Raw genomic sequence first — 15056 nt, forward strand, 5'->3', positions numbered from 1 at the left:
TGCTTTCCGATGACGCTTTTTCTGGAGAGAAGCCGTGCTTTTGCAAACCGAATCGCTCCCTTCGAGCGATAGCCCGACCCCCGCCGAGTCGCAGCGTTGCGTGATCGTCGTCGACGAAGCGCTCGCGCCCGGCAAAGCATCGAATGCCGCGGCGGTCGTCGCGTTCACCTTGGGGCAGCGCCACGGCCATCTCGTGGGAGCGCAACTGCTCGATCGCGAGGGCGTGGCTCACCCCGGCCTGATCCCCATCGGCATCCCGGTTCTCAAGGCAACGGGTCGACAGCTGATCGAGCTGCGCCGGAAGGCGATCGAGCATTGCGATGTCGTCGACTTCCCGGTGGAAGGGCAAACCACGACCGACTACAGCGCCTTCTTGGAGGCCGTGCGCGCGTTGCCGGGCGAATCGATTCGATATTTGGCCGTCGGTTTGGTGGGCGGCAAGAAGAAAATCGGCAAGCTGGTCGGCGGCTTCTCGTTGTTCTCTTGATCGAAGCGAGCGTCGAGGCGATGCTCGACCACTAATCGCATTGGGATATCCCATGGCTAAAATTCACGTCGTCCATGCCCACCCGGAGCCGCGCTCCTTCTGCACGGCCATGGCCCACGAGGCCGTGCGCGTTTTGAAGGAGCGCGGCGACGATGTGAGCTTCTCGGATCTCTACGCGCTCGAGTTCGATCCGGTCGTCCGCGCGACCGACTTCGCCGCGCGCGCCGACAGCGACTACCTCGTTTATGCGCTGGAGCAGCGCCATGCGTTCCAAAAAAACGCGCTGGCGCCCGACATAGCGCGGGAAGTTCAGGCGCTTTTGTCGAGCGATACCCTCGTCATGGTGTTTCCTCTCTATTGGTTTTCGGTACCGGCGCTGATCAAGGGCTGGATCGATCGCTGCTTCGTTTCGGGCGCGATGTACGGCGGAAAGCGTATCTATGGCCGCGGCGGAATGGCCGGCAAGCGGGCCGTGATCGGCGTGAGTTTGGGCGGGCGCGAACACATGTTCGGCGCTCGGGGGATTCACGGCGAATTGGCGGGCGGCATGCTGCGCCATCTGCTGCAAGGCACGTTGGGGTACGTCGGATATGAGGTGTTGGAGCCGTTTTTCGCCTGGCACATTCCGTATTGTTCCGCCGAGCAACGCGCGGACACGTTGGTTCGCTGGCGCGACTTCATTGCCCGCATCGACGAGCGGGCGCCTATGTCGATGCCGCGCTTCGAGGGTTATGATGACATTTTCCAACCCATCGCACGTTCCGCCACATCATGAGAACCGCAGCCTCCGCGCGTTCGATCAAGCTCTGGCGCGCTCCGGACGTCATGGATGCGCTGATGCTCAAGGGCGAGTTCGTCGGCCACCGGTATCCGCCGCATGCGCATGACACCCACTGCCTGGCGGTCGTCACGGGCGGCGCCCTGGCCGTGGAGGTCAGCGGCCAACGACGCGTGTGTCGGCGGGGCGATGTGATCGTGATCGAGGCCGGCGTCGTGCACGCCGGCGCCGCGGCCGGCGAGGGACGCTGGAAGATGCGTGTGGAACACGTGCAGCCCTCGGCGTTGGCGTCGTACTGCGAGACGCTCGGCATTGCGCGGCGCGAGCGCTTCGGAGCGAAGAGCCCTTTCATCGCCGATGCGCAATTGGCGAAGCATCTTTACGGCGTGAATTGGTGTTCCGAGGTGGACGACGATCGCTTCAAGCGCAGCGAAGCGTTGGCGTCTGCTGTCTTGGGTCTTTACGCCCGACATGCGGCTTCCCCCGTTGAGCTATCCGCCGCGCGCGGGGAGCCCGAGCTGGTTCGTGCCGTGAAGCGCCGCTTGCGCGACGATTTGCATATGCGGCCGACGTTGTCGACGCTTGCCGGCGAGTATCGGGTGACGCCGTTCGTGCTCTTACGCGCCTTCGTCCGCGAGACGGGGCTGAGCCCTCACGCATTCCTGCAGCAAGAGCGCATCCGCCGCGCCATGACGCTGCTGCGCGACGGTAAGAGCATCGTGGAGGTAGGCGCGTGGGTGGGCTTCTCCGATCAGTCGCATTTCACGCGCGTTTTCAAGCAGCAAACGGGCGTTACGCCGAAGGTGTATCAGGCCGCGTTTTTGTAAAGGCGGGGAAAGCCCGGCTTCGGTAGCCCCGGGCTTTCTCGTCTTTGCGGCCTCCGTTTGCGGCGTGCGATACGCGGCAGCCTGCTCTATTTCTTGTCGGCGGGGCTGAAAGGCTGCGGCCGCCTGCCCGCATCCTGGCGCTCGAGCATCCAACCCGGATAAGAGGGAGGAAGTGCGCTCACGGCGTCCAGACGCGCCAGTTCGTCCTCGGTCAGTACGACTTCCACCGCGCCAAGATTGTCTTCGAGCTGTTCGATGCGTTTAGCGCCGATGATCACGCTCGTGACGTGGGGCTTGGCGAGCAACCAGGCGAGCGCGATCTGCGCGACCGAGACGCCGTGCGCGGCGGCGATCGTGCGCATCTGCGCGACGCACGCCCAGGCTCGCTCGAGGTCGACCGGCGGAAAATCGAAATGACCGCGCCGCGCGCCTTCTTCGGTGGATGCGCCCGGGCCGAATTTTCCGGAGAGCAAGCCGCCGGCGAGAGGCGACCAGACGAGCAACCCCATGCGCTCCTCGACGACGAGCGGCGCCAGTTCGCGCTCCACGTCGCGCCCCGCAATCGAGTAGTAGGCCTGGAGCGTCTCGAAGCGCGTGGCGTGCAGCGCTTCGCTGAGCCCGAGGGCTTTGCCGATCCTGCCCGCACGCCAATTCGACACGCCCACGTAGCGGACGAGCCCTTGCCGCGTGAGATCGTCGAGCGCTCGCAGCGTCTCTTCGATCGGCGTGACCGAATCGTTAGCGTGAATCTGGTAGAGATCGATATGGTCGACTTGGAGCCGTTCTAGGCTTCTTTGAACGGAATCCATGATGTGACCGCGCGATGCGCCTTGATCGTTCGGTTTCGGGCCCATGGCGCCCGCGGTCTTCGTTGCCAGCACGATCTCGCTGCGCGGCACGCCGATCTCCTTCAGCGCCTGTCCGACGAGGCGCTCCGATTGGCCGAAAGAGTAGACGTCGGCCGTGTCGATGAAATTGATTCCCGCGGCCAGCGCGCGGCCGATCAATCGGTTCGTCTCCTCCTGACCGAGCGAGCCGATCGCCTTCCACATGCCGGCGTCGGCATTGCCGCCCAGCGTCATGGCGCCGAGGCACAGTTCGGAGACATACAGGCCGGTGCGGCCAAGTTGCTTGTACTTCACGGCCATCCTCCTTCGAGATGGGTTGAACATTGCGCGGCGACTGCGATCCGTCACAGTCGCACCGCGAGTCTACTGAGGTGAAACTGCGTTATAAATAACGACCAATGGAACGTTCTGTTACTCCTCAGGTGAACAATGCAAAACCTGGACATACTTTTGATCTTCGCGCGTGTCGCGGAAATGTCGAGCTTCACGCGCGCGGCCGAAACCCTTGGGATCCAGAAGGGGCGCGTGTCCATGGTGATCCGCGAACTGGAGCGCGATCTGGGCGTGGCCCTTCTGCATCGCACCACCCGCAGCGTGCAGCTCACGGAGGACGGCCGCGCGTTTTATTCACGCGCGCGCGATCTGCTGGCCGACGTGGAAGAACTGCGATCGATGTTCGCGAACCGTGGCGCGCCGCTGCGGGGGCGATTGCGTGTGGACATGCCGACCGAGCTGGCGCGAAGCATCGTGGTTCCAGCCTTGCCGCAACTGATGGCGGCGCATCCGGAGTTGGAATTGGAGCTTTCCAGCACGGATAGGCGAGTCGATCTCGTCCAAGAGGGGTTCGACTGCGTGGTCCGCCTGGGGCCGATAGGCGACGAGACGCTGGTTGCGCGCCCTTTGGGGAAGCTGCGAATGATCAATGCCGCGAGCCCCGGCTATCTGGCGCGATACGGCGTACCGCACACGCTCGACGACCTGAGAAGTCAAGGCCACCGGATGATTCATTATGCGCCGACCCTCGGCGCCAAGCTGGCGGGCTGGGAATATCCGACCGGCGACGGCTACGCGGTGCTGGCGTTGCCGGGAGCGATGCAAGTGAACAATGTGCAGACCTATCATGCGGCCGGACTGGCGGGGATTGGATTGATTCAGGCGGGATATTCGGGGCTCGCGCATTACGTCGAGCGCGGCGCGCTGGTGGAAGTCTTGCCCGACTTGCGGCCCAAGCCCCTCGACGCGTCGCTCGTCGTGGCCCATCGGCGCAACCTCTCGCAGCGCGTGCGCGCCTTCATGAGCTGGATCGAGACGGTGTTGGAGCCGTATTTCGACTAAGCGGGCGCAGAGAGGCGGGGCGCTGCCGCTTGTTCGACCGATGAACCGCCCTCTGCGTCACCTCTTAGGCACGAAAACTGCTTCCTCTGCGAATTGCTTAACAAATAGGGGAAGAAGAAAAGGGTCGCCCACGTTGCGCCGGAAGGCTTAGCCTTCCGTTGGCCGGCAAGCGTACCCATGCGGCCCATGTCTTTTCGACAATTTCAGGTCATCCCTTCCCTAAAACTCTTCAAGCTACCGGGAGCGATCGATGGACACTGAAACGAGCATTGTTGGGACGGCCGAAACCGGTGTGCCCGGGCTCGACGACATCCTGATCGGTGGGCTCGCCGAAGGAAACATCTTCCTGCTCGAGGGCGCTCCCGGTACGGGAAAAACGACAATCGCCCTGCGCTTTTTGATCACGGGCGCGCAGGCGGGCGAGCGCGGGCTCTACGTCACCTTGTCCGAAACGGAAAAAGAGCTGCGCAATGGCGCGGCTTCGCACGGGTGGCGCCTTGGCGATCACGTCGACGTGTTCGAGGTCGTGCCTCCCGAGAGCCTGCTCGACGCCGACCAGCAGCAGAGCCTGCTGTACTCGTCGGACCTCGAGCTCGGAGAGACCACGCGGTCGATCTTGAGCGCGTTCGAACGCGTGCGCCCCAAGCGCATCGTGCTCGACAGCTTGTCGGAGATCCGCCTGCTCGCTCAGAGCTCGCTGCGCTACCGTCGGCAAATCCTCGCTTTCAAGCATTATTTTTCTCGAAACGGCGCAACGGTTCTGCTGCTCGACGACCTGAGCTCGGAAGCGACCGACAAGACCGTGCACAGCATCGCCCACGGCGTGATCAAGCTGGAAGAGCTTTCGCCCGATTACGGGGCGGAGCGGCGCAGGCTGAAAGTGACGAAGTATCGGGGACGGCAATTTCGCGGCGGATACCACGACTTCGCGATCAGAACCGGCGGCGTTGCCGTTTTCCCGCGCCTCGTGGCGGCGGAACATCGCACGCGGATCGGCCGCGGGAGCGTCAGCAGCGGCGTGCCGGAACTCGACGCGCTGCTGGGAGGCGGTATCGAGCGAGGCTCCAGTACGTTAGTGATCGGGCCGTCCGGTACGGGCAAGTCCACCTTCTCGCTGCAGTTCATCTCGGCGGCACTCGCGCGCGGCGAAAAGGCGGCGCTGTTCGTCTTCGACGAGGAACTCGGTCTGCTCTTCGATCGGACGCGTCAAATGGGCTTTGACTTGGAGGCCGCGCGCGACGCGGGCAACCTGCACGTCGAGCAGGTCGACGCCGCCGAATTGTCGCCGGGAGAGTTCGCTCACCGCGTGCGCAACTGCGTCGATCGGGCTCAGGCGGCTACGGTTGTCATCGACAGCCTGAACGGCTATCAATCCGCCATGCCGGAAGAAAACGCGCTCGTGTTGCACATTCACGAGTTGCTGCAGTACTTGAACCGGCGGGGCGCGAGCACGTTTCTGACCGTGGCCCAGCATGGCCTCGTCGGCGACATGAAAGCGCCCGTGGATGTGACTTATCTGGCCGACACGGTCATCCTTCTGCGCTACTTCGAAGCCCGCGGCCGCGTCAGGCGCGCCGTCTCCGTCATCAAGAAGCGTACCGGCCGACACGAAGAAACCATCCGCGAATACCGCATCGGCGAGAGCGGCCTCACGGTAGGGGCGGCGCTCGATGAGTTCCAGGGCGTGCTGCGCGGCGTGCCGACTTTCGTCGGCGAACGGACGCTCCTCAACCTCAATGCAGCGAGCGATGACGACGCCTGATCGACAAGGTTCGCCGGCGCTGATCCTGGCGCCGTCCGGACGAGACGCGCCCGTCGCCGCCGCGCTGCTGCGCGAGGCGGGAACCGATGCGATCGTGTGCCCGGACCTCGCCTATTTGTCCTGGTCGCTGCGCGACGAAATCTCCTGCGCGGTGGTGACCGAAGAGGCGCTGCGCGACGTGGATCTGACCGAGCTCGCCGCGTGGGTGGCCACGCAACCGAAGTGGTCGGACTTTCCGTTCATCGTTCTCACCCAGCGCGGCGGCGCGTCGGATCGCCGCCCGGGTGCGGCCGTGCTCATCAAGACACTCGGCAACGTCGTGTTTCTCGAGCGCCCGTTTCACCCCATGACGTTCATCAGCGTGGTGGCGAACGCTCAGCGCGGGCGTGCTCGGCAATACGAGGCGCGTTCTCGTATGGAGGAACTGCACGAGAGCGAGGCTCGACTGCGGACCGCATTGACCGCGGGTCAGCTCGGTCAGTGGGAGTTGGACCTGCCGCCGACCGAAGTCACTGCGTCCGCAGCCACTCGGGCCGTGTTCGCCTGGCCCCCCGGTACTGCATTCACCTATGCGGATTTCGAAGCGTGTCTGCACGCCGACGACCGGATTCGCTTGCGCGAAGCCATTTGGGTCAGCCTCGACACGAACGCCGACTTTGCGATCGAATGCCGCAGCCTCTGGCCTGACGGCACGCTGCACTGGGTGGATCTGCGCGCCAGGCACGTGATCGATCGAAGACGCAAGACCGCCCGGCTCGTCGGCGTGTCGTCGGACATCACCGCCCGCAAGAACGCCGAAGAGAACTTGCACCGTCTCAACGAAACACTCGAGAAGAAGGTGCTCGAGCGCACGGCGCAACTCGAGCGCGCCCACCGGACCGTGCTGGAGGAAATCGGGCAGCGCGAGCGCGCGGAAGAGGCGCTGCGTCAGGTTCAAAAAATGGAGATGATCGGGCAGTTGACGGGCGGCGTGGCGCATGACTTCAACAATCTGCTCATGGCGGTCATGGGCAATCTCGAACTGCTGCGCAAGCAGGTGCAGGACGAGCGGCTCGCGCGGCTCGCCGACGGTGCGCTTCGGGGTGCTCGGCGTGGCGCGTCGTTGACGCAGCGGCTGTTGGCGTTCGCGCGCCAGCAAGATCTCAGAACCGAGCCCACGCACTTGTCCAAATTGATCCGCGGGATGAGCGATTTGCTCGAACGCTCGGTCGGCGCGCGCGTCGAGCTCAAGCTCGACTTGCCGGAACAGCTGCCGCTGACGCTCGTCGATGCCAATCAGATCGAACTCGTGCTGTTGAACCTCGTCGTCAATGCGCGCGATGCGATGCCGGACGGCGGCACGGTCACCGTTCGCGCCGACGCGGTCCGCGCCGTGGGCGAACCGGATCTCGCCGCGGGCGATTATGTGCGCGTCAGTATCAGCGACACGGGGTGCGGCATGGATGCGACGACGCTCTCGAAGGCGATGGAGCCGTTCTTTACGACCAAGGAGCTGGGGAAAGGTACAGGCCTTGGTTTGTCGATGGCTCACGGCTTGGCGCTTCAGTTGAAGGGAGCCTTGCGGCTCGAAAGCGCCGTCGGCAAAGGCACGCGTGCCGAGCTATGGCTGCCGGTGACGTCGCAAGCGAGTCCCGAGCCCGCAGTGGAATCGGCGCTGGAAGGTAGCGAGGCGCCGATGCGAGGCGTCACGATTTTGCTGGTCGACGACGACCCCCTGATCTCGAACAGCACGGCCTACTTACTCGAGGATTTGGGGCATGAGGTCATCGAAGCCGACTCAGGGGCGAGCGCGCTCGAAGTGCTCAAGAAGGGCAAGAAGATCGACCTGCTCATCACCGACTACTCGATGCCCAAGATGACGGGCATGCAGCTGGCGTCCGCCGCGCGAGAACTGAGGCCCGATCTGCCGGTCGTCATCGCCACGGGCTACGCGGATCTGCCGTCGGGGGCCAGTATGGATATCGCGCGCCTGCGCAAGCCCTATCAACAGCATCAACTCGTGGCGGAGATCGCGAGAGCGCTTCGCACGGTGCGGTCCGATTAGGGAAGGCAATCGCGCTAGAGCGAAAAAAATATTCGTAAAGTCAGTGACAATACTAATTGTTCGCTCGGAAGTCCGGATCGGTCGACATCGATTCGCCGAGAAAATGAATAATCGGCGGTCGCGCCAATTTCAAAGGTTGTTGCAAAAACGCATCGCATTTTGCCTGGCCGCGACGCCCCTGCGGCTTGACAGCCTTTTACTGCAAGGGCTCGCCAGACAGACACTGCAATCCGTGACGTCAATTGATTTTTGATCAACGTTCGGCCGGTTGTAGAATTCGCGTGCACCAAAGCCTGCCCGGACCGAATGACCGCCGCGGCAAGGCTAGGCGGCGCGTCCTTCAGTATGTCGAGCCCGACCGAACGGCATTAAATGCGATTTAGCAGTGCAATCGCTTTGGGCCAAATGCAAGCTCCGTTCGCGAAGCGACGCGTCAACTACATCATAAACATAGAAGTCCTGAAGTCAGGAGATGCAACAATGAAGAAGAATGCAGTGCTCAAGGCACTCGCCGGTACCGTTTTGACCGGGGTGGTCTCGTTGGCTCACGCGCAAAGTTCCGTCACGCTGTACGGCATCGTGGACACGAGCGTGCGTTATTTGACGAATGCGAATGCGAATAACGACAGCCAGTTCTCGATGGGCGTGGGCCCGATCACCGGTAGCCGTTGGGGCGTGAAGGGTACGGAAGACCTGGGTGGCGGTCTGCAAACGATCTTCCGGCTGGAGAATGGTTTCAATCTCTGGAACGGCCAGATGGCGAGCACGGGCACCGAGTTCAATCGGATGGCGTACGTCGGCTTGTCGAGCAACCAGTATGGCGCGGTCACGTTGGGGCGTCAGAACACGCCGCTGTTCGATCAGCTCGGCAATGTGTACGACCCGCTCACGGTGGGTAACTTCGATCAGGACGGCTGGCTGCCCGGCGCGCTCGGCTATGGCCTGCGCACCAACAACTCGATCAAGTACAACGGGCAATTCGGCGGCCTGAACGTCGAGGCGATGTACGGCGTGGGCGGCGTGCCCGGCAGCCTCGGAGCCGGCAACATGTACGGCCTGACGGCATCGTACGCGATGGGCGGCCTGTCCGTCGACGTGGGCTACCAACAGAACAGCGACGCTTCGAACAACAAGTTCCGCGTGTTCAACGTGGGTGCGGTCTATGCGTTCAGCTCGGTCAAGGCGTTCGCGGGGTGGCTGCATGCGCAAGACCACACCGGCATCGTCGATCTCTACATGGCAGCGGCCGGCTCCCCGGCGGCGGGCTGGGCGCCGAAGGCGAACTACAACAATCGTATCGACGACGGCTTCTACATCGGGTCGACCTGGCAAGTGACCTCGCCGTTGCTGATCTCGGCGGCCGGCTATTACGACCGTTCGCGCGGCGCGCTCAACCGCGATGACGTGACCACGGGACGCGGCACGCGCTATTCGGCGACGCTGCTTGCCGAATACTCGCTGTCCAAGCGCACGGAAGTGTACGGCACCGTCGATTACATCCACGGCACGGGTGCGGCCACCGCCGACTTCCCCGGCCGCAACAACCAGACCGGCGTCGCGATCGGCCTTCGCAACATTTTCTGATCGCCGAGCAAGCGTTGGTTTGAAACCCCGGCTCGTGCCGGGGTTTCGGTCATTTCATGGGAAGCGCCAGCACGACCGAGAATCCACCGGGCCGGTGCATGTCGAACTGCACGCTGCCCCCGTGGGCCTTCATCACTTCGTGGACGATCGCGAGCCCGAGGCCTGACCCCGGTCGCGCTTCCTGTCCCGGCGCACCGATCCGCGAAAACGGACGTAGCGCCGCATCCCAGTTCTCCGGTGCAATGCCCGGTCCGTTGTCGGTCACGGTAATGCGGACCGATTCCCGCTGCGTGCAAATCGATACGTCGATCACATCCGCCTTCCCATGACGCAAGGCATTGTGCAGTACGTTGGAGAGGGCCTCCTGCAAGCTGATCGCATCGCCCGCTAGCCATACCTGTTCTGCATCGCTCTGAAACGACACTCTTACGTCGCGCTCGTCGGCCAACGGAATGGCGCGGCCGAGCACCTCCTTGGCGAGGGCCACGAGTTCGATGCGCTCGAACGGGATCACCTCGTTGCGGTGAATGACCATCGCATGATTGAGCAGTTGGCCCGTCAGCCTTCCCACATCGGAACTCGTCTTGCGTAGCGCCGCGAGACGCGCGGCGAATTGCGCCGGGTCGTCCTCGTGCTCGAGCAGCTCGATTTGCGCGTCGAGCCGCGCGAGCGGCGTGCGCATCTGGTGCGCCGCATCGGCGATGAACCGCTGCATCGCCGTAATGCGCTCCGCGAGCCGGCTGATGAGGCCGTTGATCGCCCCGATGATCGCTTGCATTTCGCTCGGCGTTTCGACCGTGACGGGGCGCAGGTCGGCCGGATCGCGGGCGGCGATGATGTTCTCGATCTGCGCCAATGGGCGCAGGCCTCGACGGATGGCCAGAGCGCTGGCCACGAGCGCGATGGCGCTCATCAGCAGGATAAGCGTCCACACCTTGAAGCTCATTTCGTTCGTCAACGCTTGACGCGCGTTCGTCGTCTGGGCGACCGTGATGGTGGCCCAGCCCGGCGTGCGCTCTTCCGGCATATAGCGTGCGATCGTCGCGATACGGATCGGCTTGTTCTGATAGATCCCGTTTGCAAAGACGGGGCCTTGCTTGGCGGCCGACAAATTGGCCGCGTTTTGCAGGTCCGCATAGCCTGCCACCACCATGCCTCGCGAATCGAGCACCTTGTAGTACACGCTGTCGTAGCGCGACATCGTGGATAGCGCGGCCACGGGCGGGCTTAGTGCAAGTACGCCGCCTTGCACGTAAAGATTCTCGGCCACCTGGATCGTCGAGCCCGCGAGCAGTTGGTCGTAGGCGCGCTCGGCTGCGACTCCTGCGTAGAAGCGGGCGATGACGGCGAGCGTCGCGGCGCCGATCGCGACGACGAGCGCGATGAAGAGCAGCGTGCGGCCGAACAGCGTCTTGACGAAACGATCAAAGCGTCGCAATTTGATATCCCACGCCGCGTACGGTTCGAATCTCGACACAGGTGCCCTGAAGCTTTTTACGCACGCGCGTGACGTATTGCTCCACGGCATTCGCACTGGGTTCCTTGTCGAAGTTGAACAGGAGTGTCAGCAGTTCTTCTTTCGAAAACACACGTTGGGGGCGGCTGGCGAGGATCTCCAACAGCGCGAATTCCTGACGCGATAACGGGAAGGGTTTTTTCTCGAGTTCGGCCAGCCGGTTGGTGCGGTCGATGACGAGGCTGCCGAGCGTGATGACGTCGTGCGCTTGGCCGCTGCCGCGACGCAGCAGCGCCTGGACGCGTGCTTCGAATTCGCGGTAATCGAACGGCTTGACGAGGTAGTCGTCGGCGCCCAGCGCCAAGCCGCTGACGCGATCGTCGATGGCCGAGCGCGCGGTCAACAGCAATAGCGGGGTCATGCGCCCGGCCGCGCGTAAATTGCGCAGGATGGTGAAGCCGTCCAGCGTCGGCAGCATGACGTCGAGGATGACGAGATCGAACGTCTCCACGGCAAGCAGGCTGTTCGCGACGCCTCCGTCATGTTCCAGGTCCACGGCGTGCCCCAGGCGGCTCAGCCGGGCACGAATCGCCGCTCCGATCTCCGCGTCGTCCTCGACGACAAGAATGCGCATGATGTCTTTCCGACGCTCGAGTTTAGGTTCCGATCTTGCTGGACTTCCCGCATCCGCCGCGGGGCAACCGCCCGGCCGCTTCGAACGAGAAACGCGCATAGTGAGGCTTCTCGCCGCGTGCCCCAATTGCGGGTTTTCCCCGGGGCGCGATGTCAGCATTTTCTCAGATTGACTCGATAACCTGTGCCAACAGGCGAAATTCGATCGGGCCCGGTGAGGCTCACACGACATCACATGAAGGTTCGACGAGACAAGGAGACACAAGCAGCGAGCGTGACGAAGCCGTCGACGCGTCGCCGCACGCTGCTTGCCGGGGCGCTGGCCACCTCGGTCGCGCCCTCGCTCGTCTTGGCTCGGACCCGCACCGTGCGCATTTCGAAGGGCTACGGCCTGCTGTACCTGCCTTTGCTCGTCATGGAAAAGCTGCGGCTGATGGAGCGAAACGCCGCGCGTCACGGACTGAATTCGGTGAACGTCGAATGGGTGCTGCTCGATGGCGGCAATTCGGTCGACGACGCGATGATGGCTGGCACCCTCGATTTCGCGAGCGCCGGGGCGCCTGGGTTCATCGAGCTTTGGGCGCGTGCGCGCGGCATTCCGAACGTCGAGGTGATCGGCATTTCGGGGCTGTCCACCACGGCGCTTTCCCTGAACAGCAACGTGCCGCGGATCGCTACGCTGCGCGATTTCACGCCGGCTGACCGCATTGCAGTGCCGGGCATTCGCACCTCGCTGTCCGCGGTCGTCTTGCAGATGCTGGCGGCGAAACTGCTGGGGGCGCCGCACTTCGCCAAGCTCGATTCCATCACCGTCAACCTGCCTCATCCCGAGGCAATGCGCGCACTCTTGCGGCATGAGAACGGCGTCACGGCGCACTTTACTTCGCCGCCGTTTTCCACGCTCGAGTTGCAACAACCGGGTATTCATCAGGTCGCGAATTCTGTCGATGTGCTTGGGCCGCTGACGCTCGACGTCGTGTTTTCGCCGAAGCGGCTCGTCGATGAAGAACCCGCGATGGTGTCGGCGTTTCTCGATGCGCTTGCCGAGGCGGTGCGGCTCATCGGCCGCGATCCGGCCGCCGCCGCGGCCATTTACGTTTCCGCGTCGGGCCTGAAGGTCTCGACCGCGGATGTCATGCGCGTGCTCAGTGCGCCGCATACGAGGTTCTCGCTGCAGCCGAACCAATTGATGGACTACGTCGACTTCCTATCCATGGTCGGCACGATCAAGAACAAGCCGCATACGTGGCAGGACATGTTCGTGCCCGTGCTCGATCAATTCATCGCCTAGCCGGCGGCGACAACCGAATACACGCAGCGTCCTTCGATGGACGCGGCTTACTCTCAACCACACTGATACTCATACAGATATTGGAGGCACGCGGTGAACGCAAGTGCAACGCTGGAGCCGAAAGGCGCGGAAGAACAGCAGGTGATGCGCAAGATGTCTCGGCATCTCCTGCCGACGCTCGTCGTCATGTTTCTCATTTCATTCATCGACCGGCAAAACGTGGGCTTCGCCAAGCTGCAGATGGTGCATAGCCTCGGTATGACCGAAGCGGCATTCGGGCTCGCGTCTTCGCTGTTCTTTATCGGCTACCTGCTTTTCGAAGTGCCGAGCACGCTGGCGCTGCATCGTTACGGCGCGCGCGTATGGCTTGCGCGGATCATGCTGACGTGGGGTGTCATCACCGTGCTGATGGGCTTCACGACATCCATGTCGGCGTTTTGCGGGTTGCGCTTCGCGCTCGGCGTCGCAGAGGCGGGCTTCTACCCCGGGGTCATCTATTACCTGACGCTCTGGTTTCCGCAAAGCCATCGTGCGCGCGTGCTAGGCGTCTTCACGCTCGGCAGTGCGCTCGCGAACATGCTCGGCTCGCTCGTGGGCGGCCTGCTGCTCGGTCTGAACGGCGTGGCCGGCCTCGCGGGATGGCAGTGGGTGTTCATCGCCACCGGCTTGCCTGCGGTGCTGGTCGGGATCTTGGTGTTCCGCATCTTGCCGGCGTCGTATCGCGAAGCACGCTTTCTGAACGAGCGCGAGAAGCAGGTCGTCGCGGCTGCGCTCGAGCGAGAAAAGCCCGAGCACGCAGTGCATTCGAAACCGTGGATGGCGCTGCTGGACCCGCGCGTCATGCTCTTCGCCGGGACGTACATGCTGATGTCGACCTCGCTCTACGGCGTGACCTACTGGTTGCCGACGATCGTGAAGTCCTTCGGGGTGTCGAGCGGCATCAACGGACTCTTGAGCATGCTTCCGTGGGCGCTTGCCGTTCTGTTGCTCTTGTATCTGCCGAAGCGGCTGCGTCATGGCAAGAGCATCTTGCGTACGATCGCGATCGTGGCGGCCCTAGGCTCGCTCGGCTTTCTGCTGAGCCTGTTGTTGCCCACGACTGTCCTGCGCTTTATCGCGCTGGTGCTTGGCGGTGCATGCATTCCGCTGCTCTATCCGTGCTTCTGGTCGATGCCCCCGCGCTACTTCGTGGGCGCCCGCGCGGCCGCGAGCGTGGCGGCGATCAATTCGATCGGCAACCTGGGCGGATTCTTCAGTCAGAATCTGATGCCGCTTGTCGGCAAGGTGACGGGAACGACGTTCGGGCCCATGATCGTTCCCATCGTCTGTCTCGCACTGCTCTGCTGTGGGGCGCTGGTCGCTTGGATGCGCACGAGCGACGAGGGGCTGGCGGTGGCGAGGGCGTGAAGGTTGCAATAGAGCGAAAAATGGCCGGCGCTGGCCTTGCATTGCCCCACCGTGGTCGGAGTTGGCTTCGTGGATCGAGGACCAATTCGATGGGCGCAAGGCCGCGCTGGACGTTGCTGCGACCTCTTCCGTGATGGTTGAACGCCATACCTTCGCTCACCGCCATCTTCAACGCTCGTCGGCGGCGATTAATGCCTTTTGATTTGGTTTCTGAACGATTAAGAATTTTCCTATTTCCGTTGGCATCCGTGTTGTGAATAAATCCGGGAGCGTCGCGCGTGGCCCTTAGTGATGGCCGCGATAACCGGAATCCAACATGCTCAACCGTCTGCATCGCCGTACCCTCTCAATATCCGGCGCCGCCCTGCCGATGTACGGCGATCAACCGATCCTCACACCGGTCAAACTGAGCGGCCGGGAAACGCTTGGCGAGTTGTTCGAGTACACGCTTGAGCTGAAGACGCCCGATTCGCTCTCGTTCTCGCCGAGCATGGCGGCGAACATCGATTTGAACAAGCTGATCGGCACCGAGGTGACCGTCTCGATCGAGCTCGAGGGCAAGGGGCATTTCATTCCGGGGCTGCGCGGTAACGCCGGAATGGGG

General features: G+C 63.1%; 12 protein-coding genes and 1 pseudogene. 10 read left to right on the plus strand and 3 right to left on the minus strand.

Annotated elements, in window-relative coordinates; all coding sequences use genetic code 11:
• Positions 1–34: 34 nt before the first annotated feature.
• From ACTHNR_RS25850 to ACTHNR_RS25860, 3 genes are read left to right on the plus strand one after another with little or no spacing between them, the layout of a single operon-like run.
• Positions 35–487, plus strand: a complete 453-nt coding sequence (locus tag ACTHNR_RS25850) for a DUF2000 domain-containing protein (protein ID WP_440551523.1) — start codon at positions 35–37, stop codon at positions 485–487.
• A 52-nt stretch (positions 488–539) separates the two neighbouring features.
• The gene (locus tag ACTHNR_RS25855) at positions 540–1262 is read left to right on the plus strand and encodes an NAD(P)H-dependent oxidoreductase (protein WP_440551526.1); all 723 of its coding nucleotides are present in this window, start codon (positions 540–542) and stop codon (positions 1260–1262) included.
• Positions 1259–2092, plus strand: coding sequence for an AraC family transcriptional regulator (locus ACTHNR_RS25860; RefSeq protein WP_440551527.1), 834 nt, complete (start codon positions 1259–1261; stop codon positions 2090–2092). The genes ACTHNR_RS25855 and ACTHNR_RS25860 overlap by 4 nt, the downstream gene beginning before the upstream one ends.
• An 86-nt stretch (positions 2093–2178) precedes the next feature.
• Here the strand turns inward: ACTHNR_RS25860 and ACTHNR_RS25865 are convergent, their stop codons facing one another.
• Positions 2179–3234 (minus strand): aldo/keto reductase, encoded by a 1056-nt coding sequence (locus tag ACTHNR_RS25865; RefSeq protein ID WP_440551528.1) that lies wholly within the window; start codon positions 3232–3234, stop codon positions 2179–2181.
• A 135-nt stretch (positions 3235–3369) separates the two neighbouring features.
• Here ACTHNR_RS25865 and ACTHNR_RS25870 point away from each other — a divergent pair, with 135 nt between their 5' ends.
• The 4 genes from ACTHNR_RS25870 (at position 3370) to ACTHNR_RS25885 (ending at position 9665) form a co-directional block, all read left to right on the plus strand.
• The gene (locus ACTHNR_RS25870) at positions 3370–4275 is read left to right on the plus strand and encodes a LysR family transcriptional regulator (RefSeq protein ID WP_440551530.1); all 906 of its coding nucleotides are present in this window, start codon (positions 3370–3372) and stop codon (positions 4273–4275) included.
• Between the two features lie 250 nt (positions 4276–4525).
• A complete protein-coding gene (locus ACTHNR_RS25875; RefSeq protein ID WP_440551533.1) occupies positions 4526–6037 on the plus strand; it encodes an ATPase domain-containing protein in 1512 nt (503 codons plus the stop codon).
• Positions 6024–8081 carry an ATP-binding protein gene (locus tag ACTHNR_RS25880; protein ID WP_440551534.1) on the plus strand — a complete coding sequence of 686 codons (2058 nt, stop codon included), beginning with the start codon at positions 6024–6026 and terminating at the stop codon, positions 8079–8081. Before ACTHNR_RS25875 ends, ACTHNR_RS25880 begins: the two co-directional genes overlap by 14 nt.
• 480 nt (positions 8082–8561) lie before the next feature.
• Positions 8562–9665, plus strand: a complete 1104-nt coding sequence (locus ACTHNR_RS25885) for a porin (RefSeq protein WP_440551537.1) — start codon at positions 8562–8564, stop codon at positions 9663–9665.
• 49 nt (positions 9666–9714) lie between these two features.
• On the opposite strand, the gene ACTHNR_RS25890 is transcribed toward ACTHNR_RS25885, so the two are convergent.
• Both ACTHNR_RS25890 and ACTHNR_RS25895 read right to left on the minus strand, forming a co-directional pair.
• On the minus strand, positions 9715–11103 hold the full coding sequence (locus ACTHNR_RS25890) for a sensor histidine kinase (protein WP_440551539.1): 1389 nt from the start codon (positions 11101–11103) through the stop codon (positions 9715–9717).
• Complete coding sequence (locus ACTHNR_RS25895) at positions 11090–11755, minus strand: response regulator transcription factor (protein ID WP_440551541.1); 666 nt, start codon at positions 11753–11755, stop codon at positions 11090–11092. The genes ACTHNR_RS25890 and ACTHNR_RS25895 overlap by 14 nt, the downstream gene beginning before the upstream one ends.
• A gap of 234 nt (positions 11756–11989) precedes the next feature.
• On the opposite strand from ACTHNR_RS25895, the gene ACTHNR_RS25900 reads away from it, so the two are divergent.
• From ACTHNR_RS25900 to ACTHNR_RS25910, 3 genes and pseudogenes are all read left to right on the plus strand, one after another.
• A complete protein-coding gene (locus ACTHNR_RS25900; protein WP_440551543.1) occupies positions 11990–13045 on the plus strand; it encodes an ABC transporter substrate-binding protein in 1056 nt (351 codons plus the stop codon).
• Between the two features lie 93 nt (positions 13046–13138).
• Positions 13139–14452 carry an MFS transporter gene (locus ACTHNR_RS25905; RefSeq protein ID WP_440551546.1) on the plus strand — a complete coding sequence of 438 codons (1314 nt, stop codon included), beginning with the start codon at positions 13139–13141 and terminating at the stop codon, positions 14450–14452.
• Positions 14453–14768: 316 nt separating this feature from the next.
• Positions 14769–15056, plus strand: a pseudogene (locus tag ACTHNR_RS25910) (type VI secretion system Vgr family protein); the annotation flags it as partial.

Source organism: Trinickia sp. (assembly GCF_051954495.1).
Lineage (GTDB): Bacteria > Pseudomonadota > Gammaproteobacteria > Burkholderiales > Burkholderiaceae > Trinickia.